Consider the following 14,959-nt stretch of genomic DNA (forward strand, 5'->3'; position numbering starts at 1 on the left):
GGGCATGCCCGACAGCACCGGTTCCGGTGCCGGTACGGCCCAGGCGGCGCTCGACGCCGTCCAGCGCTACCCACGCGAGGCGATCGCGATCGCCCAGCGGGTGCTGGCCGCCGGGTCCCTCGTCGCCGCCGACGAGCGTTCCACCGCCGAACGAGCCGTCGGCCTGGCTCTGCGGGAGCTCAACGACCTGCCCGGCGCGCTGCATCACCTGCGGCGGGCGGTACGGGTCGCCGGAACGCCCCGGGCCCGGGCCCTGGCCCGGATGAGCCTGGGCTACGTGCTGGCCAACGCCGGCCGCACCGGCGCGGCCCTGCGGGCCGTGACCGCCGCGCTGCCCCGGCTCAACGGCGCCGACGCCGGCCGAGCCCGGATGCAGCGGGGCGTGGTGCTGCACTACCGCGGGCGTTACGACGAGGCGGTGCGCGACTACGGACTGGCCATCGAGATCGCACAGCGCGAGGGCGACCTGCTGCTGGAGGCGCGGTCCCGCAACAACCGGGGCCTGCTCAACGCCCACCGGGGCGCGGCCGGCGGCACCGACGACGACCTGTCGCGTGCGGCAGCCGCCTTCCAGCGGCTGGGGCTGGACCTGGCGGCGGCAGACGCCCGCTGGAATGGTGGGATCGCGGCCGGCCGGCGGGGCGACATCGCCGGTGCGCTGCGCTGCTTCGCCGCCGTCGACGAGGAGTACCGGCGGCTCGCCGTCCCCCGGCCGGCGCTGCTGCTGGACCGGTTCGAGCTGCTGCTGTCGGTGCCGCTGGTCGACGAGGCGGTCGAGGTCGCCCGCACGGCGGTGCGGGAACTGCGTAGCCGGGGCCTGGCCTCCGACCTCGCCGAGGCGCTTCTGGCGCGGGCCCGGGCCGCGCTGCTCGCCGAAGACCTGGACACCGCGAGCGGGGCCGCCGCCGCGGCCCGGTCCCGGTTCCAGCGCCAGGGACGCCGCACCTGGGCCGTCTTCGCTCGACACGTCGAGCTGCGCGCCGCGTACCGCCGGGGGATCCGGTCCGGCCCGCTGCTCAGCGCGATGTCGCGTACCGCCGAGCAGCTCGACGCCACCGGGTGGCCGGGCCCGGCGCTGACCACCCGGATCGAGGCCGGCCTGCTGGCCGCCGCGCTCGGGCGTCCTGACCAGGCCCGAGACCTGCTGGCGGTGGCGGCCCGGGCCCGCCGGCGGGGCATCGCCGACCGGCGAGCGCAGGGATGGTACGCCCTGGCCGTGTCGCACCGGCTCGCCGGGGACGACCCTGGGGCGGCCCGGGCGCTGCGCCGAGGGCTGACCGTGCTCGACCGGCACCGCACGTCGCTCGGTGCCACGGAGCTGCGGGCCCACAGCGGAGCGTACGGCCAGGAGCTGGCCGCCGAGGGCCTGGACATCGCGGTCCGGGCGGGTGCACCGGCGCGGGTGCTCACCTGGGCGGAGCGGTGGCGGGCCAACGGGCTGCGGACCCGGCCGGCGCTGCCCCCCGACGATCCCGACCTGGTGGCGGCGCTCGCCGAACTTCGACTGGTCAGCGGCTTGATCGAGGACGACGTGCTGGCCGGCCGCCCGGCCCGCGCCCTGCGCGGCCGGCAGGCCCGCCTGGAGCAGCGGATCCGGGATCTGGCCCGGCGCGCGCCCGGCGGCGGCAGCGTGATCGCCCCGCCCGGCGTGGGCGCGCTGGCCGCGCGGCTCGGCTCCCGGGTGCTGCTGGAGCTGGTGGCCCACGGCGACCGGCTCCGGGCGGTGCTGGTCCGCGAGGGCCGCGCCAGCCTGCACGACCTCGGCCCGCTCGCCGACGCGGTGGACCTGGCCCGGCGACACCGGTTCGCCCTGCGTCGGCTGGTCACCACCGGCGACGCGGCCGCCGCGCGGGCCGGGGCGGCACACGCCGCGGCGGCGCTGGACCGTCAACTGTTCGACCCGCTGCGGCGGCGCCTGGCCGACCGGCCTCTGGTGATCGTCCCGGTCGGCGCGCTGCACGCCGTGCCCTGGTCGGCGCTGCCGACCTGCGCGGGGCGTGCCGTGGCGGTCGCCCCGTCGGCAACCGTCTGGCTCGCGGCGGACCGGCGGGAGCCGCCGGCCGGCCCGCCGGTCCTGGCCGCCGGCCCGCGCCTGCCGGCCGCGCACGCCGAGGTATGCCGGCTTGCGCAGGTGCTGCCGGGGACGCGGCTGCTCACCGGCTCCGACGCCACCGCCGCGGCGTTGACCGCCGCCCTGGACGGGGCCGGGCTGGTACACATCGCCGCCCACGGCACCTTCCGCGCGGACAATCCGCAGTTCTCCACGCTCGAGCTGGCCGACGGGCCGCTGTTCGCGTACGAGTGGGAGCGGGTGGCTCGCCCGCCCGGTTGCGTGGTGCTCTCCGCCTGCGACTCGGGCCTGACCGGGGTGCGCCCGGGCGACGAGGTCCTGGGGTTCACCGGGGTGCTGCTCGCGCTCGGCACCCGGTGTCTGATCGCGACCGTGTTGCCGGTGCCGGCCGAGCCCACCACCGCGCTGATGCTGGACCTGCATGGGCGGATGCGGGCAGGTGCCCGTCCGGCGCTGGCCCTTGCCGACGCCCAGCGGGCGTTCGGCGCGGCCGGCGACGGCCCGGCCCGGGCCACCGCCGCGGCCTTCGTCTGCTTCGGGGCCGGCTGACCGGCGCGGGGCACGCCCTGAGTCCGAGCGCCCGGCCGAGTGGGTCACGGGAAGTCGTCGGGGGCGGTGCCCGGCAGCGTGGCCAGCAGTTGGGCGGCCAACCGCCGGACGGTGTCGTCGTCTTCCCGATGCGCGAGCCGGACGAGCACCTCACGGGTCCGGGCGTCCGCACCGTAGTGGCGGGCCATCGCCAGCAGGGCCGTCCGGCGGATCTCCCAGTCGTCGTCGTCCACCAGCCGCATCAGCAGCTCCCGTACCCCCACCCCGTCGGCCAGCGTGGCCGCCAGCTGCGCCACGGCCCGGCGCCGGACCTCCAGCGCCGGATCGTCGCGGACCAGCCCCACCAGCAGCACCCGGACCTCCGGGTCGGCCCCGAAGTGTTCGCCGAGCGCGGCGGCGATGCGGGCCCGGATCGCCGGATCGGGGTCGGACAGCCGGCGCATCAGCCGCAGCGTGACGGCCATGGACGCCGAACCTCGTTCGGTCAGGCAGTGCACCGCCGCGTCGAACACCGCCGGGTCGGTGTCCGACTCGACGCACTCCAGCAGCACGTCGGTCACCACATCGTCGCTCCCGTACGCGCAGAGGGTCTGCACGGCGGCCAGCCGGATGCCGGCGTAACTGTCCCGGCGGGCCCGGCGAGACAGCGCCGCCACCAGGCCGCCGCCCTCGCCGTGACGGGCCAGTGCCTGCGCGGCCGCCCGCAGCACATTGGGATCGGGGTCCCGCCGGACCTGCTCGGCCAGGCACTCGCGCACGTCCGCGTCCATCGAGGTGCGGGTCAGGCTGCGGGTGACCTGCAACCGGACGATCGGATCCCGCTCCTCGGCGGCCCGGCTGATGAGCAGGTCACGCGTGGCACGCTCGAGCAGCGGCCGGCCGGTGAGCAGCTCGACCGCGGCAAGTCGGACGCTCGCGGTGGGGTCCTGGCGGGCCCGCTCCAACAGCAGCTTCCCGGTGCGGTCGTCCGGACAGGACTCGGCCAGCCCGCGCACCGCGGCCAGGCGCACCGTCGCATCCTCGTCGGCGCGCGCCGCGTGCGCCGCCACCGCCCACCCGGTGTCGTCCGGGCGGTACCGGTCGACCAGCCCGGTCACCGCCGCGGCCCGGACGGACGCGTCCTCGTCCTGCTCGATCCGGTCCACCAGCCGGTCCCGGCAGCGCCCCTCCGGGTCGGGCATCAGCACCAGCCGCTGCACGGCGACCGCGCGGACCGGTGCGGCGGAGTCCGAGCCCGCCAGCGTCAGCAGCAGCTCGGTCGCCTCCGCGCCCGGCCGACCGGGCAGCAGTTCGGCCACCAGGCAGCGCCGCACCTCGTCCGGGCCGTCGCCGGCCACCCGAGCCAGGGCCCGCGCTCGGGCCACCTCCGCGTAATCGGGCAGCGTCAACAGGCACTTCACAGCGCACTGCACCACCACCGGGTCGGTGTCGGCGGCGAGCAGCCGCTGCAACGCCTCGGGTACGCCGGGCAGGGCGGCCCGCGTGGCGAGCACCGCCGTGGCGGCCCGCCGTACCGCGGTGTCCCGGTCCTCGGTGACGCGCGTCAGCAACTGGCGGATGTCCTCGGACGACTCGGCCCGGCCGCCGAGGGACTGCACGGCGAGCGCCCGCACCGCGGAATCGGGTGAACCGGTGAGGTCGCGCAACAGATCGACGAGGTCGGAGGCGGCGCCGAAGTGGGCGACCAGCGCGCGTACCGCGGCCTGTCGTACCGCGGTCGAGCCCTCCGCCCGCGCCTGGGCGAACAGCTGCTCCTGGCAGTATCGATGGCTGCTGCCGGTGTTGTCCGGCCGGCCGGCCGCCTCGGCCAGCCCGGCGACCAGGGTTATCCGGGCCTGCCGTTCGCGGCGTTGCCCGAGCTCCCGGACCAGCAGCTCCTCCAACCGCTCATTCGGGGTGGACAGTATCGCGGCGGCCCGGGTCGCGAACGTGGAGCCGGAGTGCCAACTGGTCCGCAACCCGCGGCGGCGGTACCAGTACAGGAAGACGCCGCGGCCGGGCCAGCGCGACCCGAGCGCCCGGATCGAGGAGAGCAACTCCTGCTCGGTGAGCTCCACGAGGTTCGGGTCGTCGGCGGAGATGCCGTGCTCGACCAGCAGCACCACCTGGCGGAGCACCGCGTCACCGGCGCCGGCCAGATCGGCCGGCTGCGACGCCTCCGCCACGCACTGCGCGGCCAGTATCAGGTTCCACGGTGGGCTGGTCAGGTTCAACGGCGGCCATGGCTGGTTGACCTCGGTCGCGAGCAGGGTGATCAGGTCGTCGGCGGCCCCGGCCGGCAGCGCGCTGGCGACGAGCCGCAGCACCTCCCGCCAGGACGGGTCGGCCCAGTGCTCGCGGAACAGCGCGCGCAGCTGGTCGAGGCTCCAGACATCCGGGTCGTGCTCGAACCTGTCCACGATCTCCTCGGCGCAGAAGAACTCCAGAAACGTGCGGTGCACGAACCCGAACAGTCGTAGCCCGTACCGCTCCAGGATGAAGCTTCGCTCGCGCAATTTCTCGATCATCGAGTTGGCCATGCCGTGCGCCCGCTCGTTCTCGAAGCCGTAGAACTCGACCAGGTGGTCCCGAAAGACGCGCGACAACTCGTCGGATTCAATATAGTTGCCCGCCGGGCCGGATTCCCGGCACTGCATCCGGTACGCCAGGTGGCGCAACAGCCGCAGCTTCGCCTGCGGGTCCAGCGGCGGCACATCCCCGTGGCTTTCCCGCAGTTGCTTGGTCACGTCCCACTCGGAGATCAGCACATCGGCGACGTGCGCGTAGAGCCGGCGCCGGTTGCGCGGCAGCGGGTGGCCCCGGGCGACGATCGCCATGAGCGTCAGCAACAGCGGGTTGCCGGCGATCTCGTACATCGCGCGGGATCGGCGCACCACGTCGAGGATCTGCCGCCGCTGCCGGTCGGCCTCCGCCTTCGGGGTGGGCATGACATCGCGGTACCAGTTGCCGAGGAACCGGGTGATCCGCTCGTCGTCGAGATCCTCCAACGTGAAATGGTCGAAGCCGGCGTTGGCGAAGGTGTGCCGCAGGTATCCGGCCGCCCGCGAGGTGACGACCGTGCGCACCCCCGGATATTCGCTGGCGAACGTGGCGATCTGTTCGGCCACCTCCTCCCGGTGCGCCGGGTCGAACACCTCGTCCAGGCCGTCGAACAGGAACAGCGCCTGACCGCCCTGCCGCAGGTATGCCTCCAGCACGCCCCGGTCGATGCCGGCCAGCCCCTGCTGGCGGCGGTGACCGAGGTAGTCGAGTAGCCCGTCGCACCGGCCGTCCCCGCGATGCGCCGAGTACGAGCGCAGCTCGACCGGGACGGGCAGGTGCCCGTCGAGCGCCGCCAGCCTGGGCTCGGTGCAGACCCCGGCCAGCGCCAGCGCCAGGTACCGCACGGCCGTCGACTTGCCGGAGCCGGGGTCACCGAGCAGCACCATCGCGCGCTGGCTCGGATCGCACACCACGTCGAACAGGGCCAGGGCATCCTTCGCGGAGTATTCCGCCCAGAGCCGCTCCACCTCCTCCGTGTCCACCACGCCGGGCAACCGGCCGGCGTCGCCGCCGGCCGTGGCGCCGGCCCAGCGCCACCAGGCGAGCGGCATCTCCGGCCGGGCGTCCTCGTGCACCCGCGGCTCCACGAACACGTTCGACAGGCCCACGGTGAGGTAGCCGATGGTGGGCCGCGGCGAGACCGCGTCCAGGGGCACCGCCTGGTACATCTGCCGCAGACGCTTGTGGTACTGGTCGCGCGTGGCTTCCGGCAGATGGGTGTCCGGGTCGCCGGGCTCGCGTGCCGGGGACCGGCCGCCGCGTACGTCGGCCAGGGCCGCGGTCACCTTGGCCGCGAGGTCGTCCGGGCTGGTGAAGAAGTCACACAGATGCTGTTCCTTGAGCTCGTGGCGCAACGCGAGAATCTGCTGCCTGTCCTTGTCGACCATGTCCACCGGCCACGGCGCATTTTCGGCCAGCAGAAAGATCAGGCAGGGTTTCCCAGCCGCGAGCGCTTCTCGATATTCCAGTTCGGTGATGGAGGATTTCTGGCCCTGCGGCCGGTAGCCGTACCGCCAGGCGAAGAGCCCCACGTAGAGGTCGCACCGGCGCACGTCGGCCAGGCAGCGTTCCAGAGGTGGCCGGACGTCGGCGCCGTACGCCTCCATGGCCACGTCTTCGATCTCAAGGCGACGGGCCGCGGCGTGCACGGCGGCTCGATAATCCAGCAGGTCCAGCTGAGTGGCCGAAATGTAGACCTTCATGTCAGCAGAACTCCAGGGGGTGGCTGACTGGCGACCGCACTTTCAAAATATCAGCCGCGTTCACTTCCATTTGTCCCCGCGGACGACCGCCACCCGTGGCGATACGCGGTTCCGTGCGCCGTTGGGCCTATGATGGCCCACGGGACGGGTTCCGACCCGGCGCGGGGTCGGTGCCGGGGGCTTGCCGGTGTCCCGGTGTTTCGCACGCGGGTCCGTGTCGATGCCGGCCATGGCGGCGAACGTCGATCATCATGAGACCGCATTCCGCGGAGTGACCGCGGACCGGTGGCAGCGATGCGGAGGCCAACATGCTCACGGTGGGCGAGGTGCACACCAGCCTGCTGCAGCACAGCACGGCACTGGCCCAGGAGCAGAGCTCCGAGGTGCTCAACCTGGTGGAGGGCGAGGCCGTGCTGACGTCCCGACGCCCGTCGCTGTACGCGGTCTCGCCCGACCTCCGCACGGGAGTGGACTGCTGGCTGCCCAGCGCCAAAAACCGTCAGCTGCGCGGGGTGGGTGCGGTGGTCACCCGGGCGGTCATCACCGGTGGCCGGATCGTGCAGTCCTCCTCGATCGTCCAGGTCGTCGCGGGGGAGCGCCGCCGGCCGTGGTCGCACTATCTGGCCAATCCCGGCGTGTTGGAGACGGTCGGCAAGCTGGACGCCGCGGACCTGGCCGGGGGCTTCCGGCTGGGCAACGCGGCCGACGTGCTGAACCTGGAGGCGATCACCGGCCGGGTGCTCGACGGCGTGCAGATGTCCGATCTGCTGGACCGACGGCCGCCGCTGCGCGCGGCGCGCACCCGGCTGCGCTGGACCGCGCAGGTCGACCAGCGGCCGCAGGCGGCCGGCAGCGCGGTGGTCACGGTGGACACCCCGACGCTGCGTACGGTCGAACTCGTGGTCGGCCCACAGGACGTGCCGGCCGCGGTCGCCGGCCTCTGCGAGGATCTCGCCCTGCACGACTGGCTGCTCACCACGCTGTCCGCCCTCATGGAGGTCGCGGTGACCCGAGCGGTGCCGACGCGGGAGCACATCGAGCGGCTCCGACCGGTGCTGGAGCACCTGCTGCACCTGTGGCTGCCCGGCGCGCGGGTGGACCCACGGCTACGGCTGATCTGGGACAAGTTGGAGCAGGTGCCCGGGTTCAGCCGGCAGTGGAAGTCGTCGGTCAACTGGATCCGGGACCAGATCAGCGTGGCGAACATGGCCCTGCTGCGCGATCTGGCCGACCGGGTGGAGATCACCCAGCCGTGCCCTCGTTGACCGGCCTCAGTCGCCGATGAACACGTAGCTCAACCGGTCGACCAGCTCGCCGGGCAGTTGCAGGCCCTCTCCGCTGGCCCGCTTGGCGACCTGCTCAGTGACCGCCGGTGGCACCGCCACCTGGCCGAGGATGGTCCGCACGGCCAGCTCCACCGGCAGGTACCGGGTGTCCATCATCGTCACCGTGCGGTACGCGCAGAACGGTGCGGCGGCCGGGTTCAACTGGACGATCGACGGCAGGTCGTCCCAGTCGGCGGGCCACGGCTCGCCGGATGGCAGCCGGTACGGCTGAGCGACCGTGTCGCCGCGATGGCGCAGCGCACCCAGCCGGGTCAGCTGCCATACCGAGGCGAGCAGCGCACAGGCCCACACCCGGCCGTCCGGCTCGTCGGTCCACAGCTCGACATCGACGAAGATGGAATGCCGGGGGTCACCGGACTGCGCCGGCGGGGACCAGGGCAGCGGCAGGGTCATCGCCGGCGCGGCAGCGTGGCCCGGCGAGCGCTTGCCGTTGGACAGCCAGCCCGACTCGCTCAGCGGCGGGCGGCTCCCGGTGGTATGCCGGGGTGGCTCCACGACCAGCGTGTCGAGCATCAGTTGGGCCAGCTCGACATCGTCGTGCCGGGCGAAGGTGGATTCCCGGGCCACGTAGTCCAGCATCAGACCCTGTGCTGCCGCGGCATCCTGCACCTGCGGGATCACCTCTCCCGGGCTGCCGAACCGGTGGAAGTAGTCGTCCACCAGGAAGCAGGTGCTGATCCGTGGTTGCCGGTGTGGACGCAGCCCCCGACGGGCCAGCGCCGGGATCGCCTGGGCCCAGTCCGCGATCCGCTCGAACTTGCGCCGCAACTCCCGGCAGTCGTCGCCGAAATCCTCCGCGTAGACGTGCCCCAACTCGACTGACAGGTGGGAGTACGGCACACTCTCGGTGCGACGCACTGCGGCTGCCTCCTGGAATCTGACATCCACGGCCATCACACGGTCTCCCACGCGGTGTCGTCGAAGATTTTCTCGGTCAGCTCCACGAAGGCGTCCACGGTCTCGGCGTTAGCGATTTTGGACTGCACGTCGTGGTCCGAGATGAGCTGTTCGCGCCACTGCAGCAGCGGGTCAAGCGGCACCATGCCGAGCAGCGTGGTGCGCCCGGTGCCGCGCCGCCGGGCCAACTCCGCCAGCTCCGCGTCGCACTTGCGCAGGAAGGCCTGCTGCGCCAGGTCGAGGTGGCCGATCTCGGGCCCGCGCGGGTTGATCACCGCGGTGCGGATGAACCGAAGCGACTCCCGCAGCCGGTCCGGCTCGTGGCCGTACTCCTTGCCCATGGCCAGGATTCCGCCGGGCTCGAAGGCGAGGTCCGCGGCCGCGGTGACATGCTGGGGAGTCCACCGGTGGAAGACCAGCCATCGGGCGGCCACCTTGCGCATGGTCGGGGTGGCGGTGGCGGCCAGGGCGATCTGACTGGCGTAGGAGCGACCGGCACTGAGATCCACCAGGGTCAGGTCGAACTCCTCCTCCAGTCGGAGGAAGAGCTCTGCGCAGCGCTTGGCGATGTCGTTGGTGAAGCCGAACTCGCTGCCGTTGCGCTGCCCCGGCAGGAACACCAGCGAGCCGGACCCGGCTGGCCGCTGACGCAGACTGGCCCGCTCCGAGGTGCCCCAGACGTCCAACTGCTCCGGAGACGAGATCTCCCCGCGCAGGTACCGGTGCAGGCCGCCGGCCTTTGGCCCGGTGCCCTCCACCCCGTTGATCGCCTTGGGGATCTGGAAGGTGACGCCGGCCGTCGGCGAGGCGAAGTCGTAGTCCAGGTAGCAGGTGGCGCGGCCGGACAGCGCGCTGCGGTAGGCGATGTTGGCCGCGGTCACCGAGCGCCCGGTGCCGCCCTTGTGAGACGTGACAAAAACCAACATTCAGATCCCCTCGCTGGCCTTCTGCTGCCCGGTGGTGACGTCGTTGAGCAGCAACAGCAGAGAGTTCGCCAGGGCGGCCGCGGTGCCGGGGCGCTCGTCCACCAACAGCTGCGCCCGGCGCAGGCTGGCCCGGATGCTGCGCATGCTGCGCTGCATCGCCGTACCGCTGAAGGTGCCGCTCATCAGTTCCCGGTCGAACAGGTATTCGGCCTCGTCGATGAGATCCTGTGCGTACGCGGAGAGCCGGCCGGCCCGCGGGAGCGGCCGGTCCGAGAGCAGCTGACCGGCGCTGACCAGCGCCTGCACCACCCGCTCGGTCAGGTACCAGGAGGGCGCCTCGGGCATCGGCGCGAGCCCGGGGAAGGCGCCACCGGCGTGATCCCACAGGCCGCCATTCTGGCCGTCGGAGATGCGGCGTAGCAGCAGGTGGTCCCAGACCTCGTCGGCCAGCTCGAGTAGTTCGCTGCGGCGGCGGGCGTTGCCGAGCAGACCGGCGACGGTGGCCGCCCGCTGCAGCAGCACGGCGGAGAACTCGTTGACGTTCCACATCATGATCGGCTTGGACGTCGCGTCGGTCAGGGTGACCCCCTTCCCGGGCGCGTGCACGACCAGCGCCGATTCGCCGAGCGAGGCGCGCCGGGTGATCCGCGCCCGTTGGGCCAGCTCCACCAGCACGGCGGCGATCCGCCCGAGCTCCTCGTCGGCGCCGCGCCCGCGGGCGAGCAGGCCCTTCACCGCCAGTGAGGTGACCTGCAGCGTGTAGTAGTCGGTGCGGTCACCGTCGGTGGTGCGCCACGGCACGTCCTCGATGGGCCACCGCCGTCGGCTGTCGAAGGTCGCCACCTCTGCCCAGTAGGTGCGGGTCAGCTCCCAGCGCAGTTGCAGTGCCCCGGACAGCCGCTGCTGCTCCTCATTGAGCAGCCCGAGCAGCCGGGTACGCTCGGAGTTCAAATCCTCGATGGCGTCCATCGCGATGACCGTGAAGTAGAGGAAGGGAGCGTTCTCCGCCGCGCCCTCGCGCTGCCGGCCGATCGGCTCTTTGGTCGAGACCTCCTCGGCGCCGGAGATGATTCCCCAGGACCAACCGCACTCGAACAGCATTTCGCTGTTGTCCAGGTCTTCGGTCACCCGCCCCGACCCGATCAGCACGCTGCGCAGGCTGGCCATGGTCTCCTTCAGCCGCTCGCGCAGCGCCGCCACGAGTTCGCGGCGCGGCACCCCGTCCTGGTTGATCATGTCGCACAGCCGGACCCCGTAGTCGCCCGTCGAGGTGAAGACCGAGGTACTGAAGCTGCGCAACAGCCCTACCATGGCTGCGCTGAGCCGCGCACTGGCCATCGCCTCCAGCGTGTCCAACTGCGCCAACAGGTCGCGTCGCTGCGTGGCGCCACGGTAGACCTTGGCGAAACCGATTGTCGCCAGGGTGAGCGTGATCGACACGGCGAACGAGTCGACGATGTCCAGCGAGCGTTGCTCCTCGGTGAGGTCGGGCCCGGCATCCAACGGATTGAGATAGCCGCCGGCGCTGAAGATCGGGGCGCCGCCGTCGTCGGTGTAGCGGGTGAAGTAGTCGGTCATCACGCTGACCAGCCGACGGGGGATTTCGATCGCGCCGCCGATCGAGTCGAGCGCGTCAAGGACTTCCTCGTCGGTGCGGTCCGGGTCGTCGAGGCCCAGCGCCGGGACCTTGGTCGCCGGCAGCAACAGGGTCAGCAGTTGTTCGGCGTCGCTGATGGAGTTGCTGCCGCTCCGGCCGCCCCACTGCCATTCACCGTTCTGCCAGCAACTGTGCACCGTGGCCCGCCAGATGTCGAGGATCTCCTGGCGTGGCTGTATCCGCATGATTCACCGCCGTCTGCTGTAGTCGCCGACTCGGAACGGGTGTTGCCTTGCACACGATGATTCACGGTGAGGTACGCCCTTCATCGTATCCACTCATGCCGAGCCGTGCGGGGACGCCTGTGGGCGGCCGTGTGTCGGTCTCGACGCCGAGGTCGTCCGGGTGCGGCTCGTGCCCCGATCCGCGCGGACACCCCATGCTGCGGCGGCACAGTGCCGTCAGTCGCGGGTGCGGCCGGTGGCCAGCAGCATGCTCAGGGACCCGTCCCGCAGTGGCGGCTTCGGGCGCACCTCGTGGAAGTCCACGTCGCACGCGCCGGCCGCCATGCTCGCCTCCACGTCGGCGCTGCGCAACTCCACCGCCGGGAACCAGCGCGGGCCGACGCGGTAGCCGCGGGAGCCGAGCATGAACGCCGCGGCAAATGGGGAACCGGGACGTAACGCGCCGAGGAACCGGCCGATCGCCCGGTCGAACTCCGCACGTTCGGCCGATATCGAGCAGGCGACGAAGAACATGGTGCCCGCGTCCCAGGCATGCCCTGGCAGGTCGAAGACGCTGACCTTCCGGACCCGGCCGATCTGTGCCAAACGGCCTCGCGGATCAAGCAGCGTCGCATAGGACGGATGCTCCGCACACACCTGCCAGTACGGATCCCAGACCTCGTCGTAGCCGTCGATCTGGCTGCGCAGCCAGCGGACGTTGGACGCGGACCATTCACACAGCTCCACGCTGCGCGCGAACGGTAGGAAGGGCAGCACCGGGTAGAGGTTCGACCCGGATCCCACGTCGACGCAGCGCGAGTCGGAGAGCCTCGCGTCGGCGAAGAAATCCCTGATGTGGCACAGAATTTCGCGATCGTCGGGACGCAGCGCCGAGTAGTTGTGCCGCACGTACGCCTGGGGGTCGAACCGATCCCACTCGATCTCTGAATTGACCTGTTTCGGGGATTGATTTCGGGGCGGCGGAGCGGACGATGCGTTACAACCCGAGCCAGCCGCCGGCGTCAATGCCATGGACATGCCTCCAAGAGGTAGGCGGACCACTTTGGCCGTTGTTCCGGCGCGCTGAGCACGCTGTCCAATTTGTATCGGACGGAGGCGTCGGCCCGCAAGGGGAACTCCGTCAATGCCTGCTTTTCGCGTAGGTTTCGCAAGTATGTCTCCGGCAAATCCGGACCGAATGGAAGCAGGAAGAAACGCGTGGGATCACATTGCTGGCGGATCGGCCGGCACCTGAGCCGGCGGCCGTTCCTCAGGACGGCTGTGGCAACCGGGAGCGGACGGGCCGACCGGTGGATGGCGGAGCGACACGGGCGGTGGCCGGCGGCCGGGTGAGGAACAGGAGCAGCAGCCCGGCGGCGCACAAGGCGGCCGATGCGCCGTACGCGAGGCGGAAGCCGTAGTGCTGCGCCAGGCCGAACAGCGGACCGGCCAGCATCGCGCCGATGGGGAAGCAGTTGGTGAACAAGGTCGTGGCCTGCCCGGGGCGCTGCGGCATCAGGTCCTGCACGTACGAGATGCCGAGGCCGGACACCGCGGCGATGAAGGCGGCGTTGGCGAGCTGACCGATGGCCAGCACCCATACGGACGAGGCGGTGGCCGCCAGCCCGTAGTACGCGACACCACACCCGGCGCCGGTCAGCAGCAGCACGCGTACCCCGACCCGGGTGCTCAGGGCGCCCAGGCCCAGCATCAGCGGGATCTCCAGCGCGGCGCAGAGGCCGAGGAGAAGACCGGCCTGGGCCGCGTCGCCACCGAGTTCGGTGCCGATGAACAGCGGAAGTGCCTGCACGGCCAGGGTCAACGGGCAGTTCAGCAGGACGAATGCCACTGCCGTCAGCAGTATTGTCGATCGCGGTACGGCAGGGGCGTCGGTGGGCTGCCCGTCGGTGGGGGCCGCCGGCGCGGCGATCCGCTTCAGGCCGACGATCGAGGCCAGCCCGGCGAGCGCGAACATGAGCGCCGCCGTTCCGTAGAGGCCACGGAACCCTCCGGCGCTCAGCAGGAGGGCGGCCAGGGGCGGACCTGCCACCCACGAGAGCGAGTAGACCGTCCGTAGCGTGCTGATGCCCATCGCCGTCCGAGCGGAGTCCGCGCCGGCGAGGACCTGGCGCGCGTAGGCGAAGGACTGCGGAAACAGCGCCGCGGCCAGCGGTGCCAGGGTCAGGGCCAGCCCGAGCAGGATCCAGTAGTCGCGGATGAAGGCCGTCAGCGCGGCGTGGATCAGCCCGGCCAGGGCAGCCCCGACAAGCACCGCGCGCCGGATCGCCCAGCGATCCGACAGCCATCCGATCGCCGTGGCCGCGACCACGCCCGCCAGCGGTGCGACAAGGAGGAGCGCCGTGATCCGGATCGGGTCGGCGTGCACGGCTGTGCTCAGGAAGAGCGAGAGGAAGGGCATGACCACGGCGTTGGCGACGCCCATGGCGAAGAAGACCACGCCGAGGGGGAGCAGGGTGCGGACCATGTTGGGTTGCCCGGTGGGGCCAGCATCCACTGCCACAGGTTGACACTCTAGGACTTTTCGCGGCGTCGCCCTCGCCCGATTCGCGGGCCCTGTCTCAGGAGAGGTAAAGAATCCTTGACATCGTGTCCGCTGTGCTTGACACTCAGTGGTGTCAAGAATTCTTTACCTCAGGGGAGGGCCCGATGGCGTTCGAGGAGAAGCGCTCCTGGATCATGGGGCTGGTGGCGATCGCCGCCTATGCCGCGTACGTGGTGATCGTGCTCGGGCGGGCGGACGGTGACCCACTCGCGGAGGTCTCCTACGCGGGCCCGCTGCTGGCGACGGTGGGCGGGTCGATCGTGGCGTCGATCGCGCTGAATATCGTCGTCTCGATCCTCTCGGCCGAGGGCGCCAACGAGAAGGACCAGCGGGACCGGGAGATTCACCGGCTCGGCGACCACATCGGCCAGTCGTTCCTGGTGATCGGCGGCGTCGCGGCGCTGGCCATGGCGCTCGCCGACTGGGACCAGTTCTGGATCGCCAACGTCATCTACCTGGGCTTCGTGCTCTCAGCGGTGGTCGGCTCGACCGCGAAGATCGTCGCCTACCGGCGGGGGTTCCAGTCGTGGTGAAGCCGACCC

Annotated in this window: 9 protein-coding genes; 3 read left to right on the forward strand and 6 right to left on the reverse strand. The window is 71.8% G+C overall.

Features of this window, described 5'->3' with window-relative positions; translation table 11 throughout:
- Positions 1 to 4 precede the first annotated feature (4 nt).
- Positions 5 to 2,620: a CHAT domain-containing tetratricopeptide repeat protein gene (locus AB0C02_RS15325; protein WP_357548542.1), complete on the forward strand. Its 2,616-nt coding sequence runs from the start codon at positions 5 to 7 to the stop codon at positions 2,618 to 2,620.
- 44 nt (positions 2,621 to 2,664) lie between these two features.
- On the opposite strand, the gene AB0C02_RS15330 is transcribed toward AB0C02_RS15325, so the two are convergent.
- On the reverse strand, positions 2,665 to 6,864 hold the full coding sequence (locus AB0C02_RS15330) for a HEAT repeat domain-containing protein (RefSeq protein ID WP_357548544.1): 4,200 nt from the start codon (positions 6,862 to 6,864) through the stop codon (positions 2,665 to 2,667).
- A gap of 308 nt (positions 6,865 to 7,172) precedes the next feature.
- On the opposite strand from AB0C02_RS15330, the gene AB0C02_RS15335 reads away from it, so the two are divergent.
- Complete coding sequence (locus AB0C02_RS15335) at positions 7,173 to 8,129, forward strand: SCO2521 family protein (protein ID WP_357548545.1); 957 nt, start codon at positions 7,173 to 7,175, stop codon at positions 8,127 to 8,129.
- A gap of 6 nt (positions 8,130 to 8,135) precedes the next feature.
- Here the strand turns inward: AB0C02_RS15335 and AB0C02_RS15340 are convergent, their stop codons facing one another.
- The 5 genes from AB0C02_RS15340 to AB0C02_RS15360 all read right to left on the reverse strand — a co-directional run bounded on the left by AB0C02_RS15340 (position 8,136) and on the right by AB0C02_RS15360 (position 14,375).
- Positions 8,136 to 9,104 carry an SCO2522 family protein gene (locus AB0C02_RS15340; RefSeq protein ID WP_357548548.1) on the reverse strand — a complete coding sequence of 323 codons (969 nt, stop codon included), beginning with the start codon at positions 9,102 to 9,104 and terminating at the stop codon, positions 8,136 to 8,138.
- Complete coding sequence (locus tag AB0C02_RS15345) at positions 9,104 to 10,033, reverse strand: SCO2523 family variant P-loop protein (RefSeq protein ID WP_357548550.1); 930 nt, start codon at positions 10,031 to 10,033, stop codon at positions 9,104 to 9,106. The genes AB0C02_RS15340 and AB0C02_RS15345 overlap by 1 nt, the downstream gene beginning before the upstream one ends.
- Complete coding sequence (locus AB0C02_RS15350) at positions 10,034 to 11,875, reverse strand: SCO2524 family protein (RefSeq protein WP_357548552.1); 1,842 nt, start codon at positions 11,873 to 11,875, stop codon at positions 10,034 to 10,036.
- Between the two features lie 216 nt (positions 11,876 to 12,091).
- On the reverse strand, positions 12,092 to 12,886 hold the full coding sequence (locus tag AB0C02_RS15355; protein WP_357548554.1) for an SCO2525 family SAM-dependent methyltransferase: 795 nt from the start codon (positions 12,884 to 12,886) through the stop codon (positions 12,092 to 12,094).
- Between the two features lie 238 nt (positions 12,887 to 13,124).
- Positions 13,125 to 14,375, reverse strand: a complete 1,251-nt coding sequence (locus AB0C02_RS15360) for a sugar efflux transporter (RefSeq protein ID WP_357548556.1) — start codon at positions 14,373 to 14,375, stop codon at positions 13,125 to 13,127.
- A gap of 146 nt (positions 14,376 to 14,521) precedes the next feature.
- Here AB0C02_RS15360 and AB0C02_RS15365 point away from each other — a divergent pair, with 146 nt between their 5' ends.
- The gene (locus AB0C02_RS15365; RefSeq protein ID WP_357548557.1) at positions 14,522 to 14,950 is read left to right on the forward strand and encodes a hypothetical protein; all 429 of its coding nucleotides are present in this window, start codon (positions 14,522 to 14,524) and stop codon (positions 14,948 to 14,950) included.
- The last annotated feature ends 9 nt before the right edge of the window (positions 14,951 to 14,959 follow it).

This window comes from Micromonospora sp. NPDC048999 (genome assembly GCF_040649295.1).
Taxonomy (GTDB): Bacteria; Actinomycetota; Actinomycetes; order Mycobacteriales; family Micromonosporaceae; genus Micromonospora.

What these genes read in the sequence shown, in the direction of transcription:
- AB0C02_RS15325 (WP_357548542.1), top strand. Translation starts at nt 5, where the DNA reads ATGCCCGACAGCACCGGTTCCGGTGCCGGTACGGCCCAGGCGGCGCTC.
- AB0C02_RS15330 (WP_357548544.1), bottom strand. Translation starts at nt 6,864, where the DNA reads ATGAAGGTCTACATTTCGGCCACTCAGCTGGACCTGCTGGATTATCGA.
- AB0C02_RS15335 (WP_357548545.1), top strand. Translation starts at nt 7,173, where the DNA reads ATGCTCACGGTGGGCGAGGTGCACACCAGCCTGCTGCAGCACAGCACG.
- AB0C02_RS15340 (WP_357548548.1), bottom strand. Translation starts at nt 9,104, where the DNA reads ATGGCCGTGGATGTCAGATTCCAGGAGGCAGCCGCAGTGCGTCGCACC.
- AB0C02_RS15345 (WP_357548550.1), bottom strand. Translation starts at nt 10,033, where the DNA reads ATGTTGGTTTTTGTCACGTCTCACAAGGGCGGCACCGGGCGCTCGGTG.
- AB0C02_RS15350 (WP_357548552.1), bottom strand. Translation starts at nt 11,875, where the DNA reads ATGCGGATACAGCCACGCCAGGAGATCCTCGACATCTGGCGGGCCACG.
- AB0C02_RS15355 (WP_357548554.1), bottom strand. Translation starts at nt 12,886, where the DNA reads ATGGCATTGACGCCGGCGGCTGGCTCGGGTTGTAACGCATCGTCCGCT.
- AB0C02_RS15365 (WP_357548557.1), top strand. Translation starts at nt 14,522, where the DNA reads ATGGCGTTCGAGGAGAAGCGCTCCTGGATCATGGGGCTGGTGGCGATC.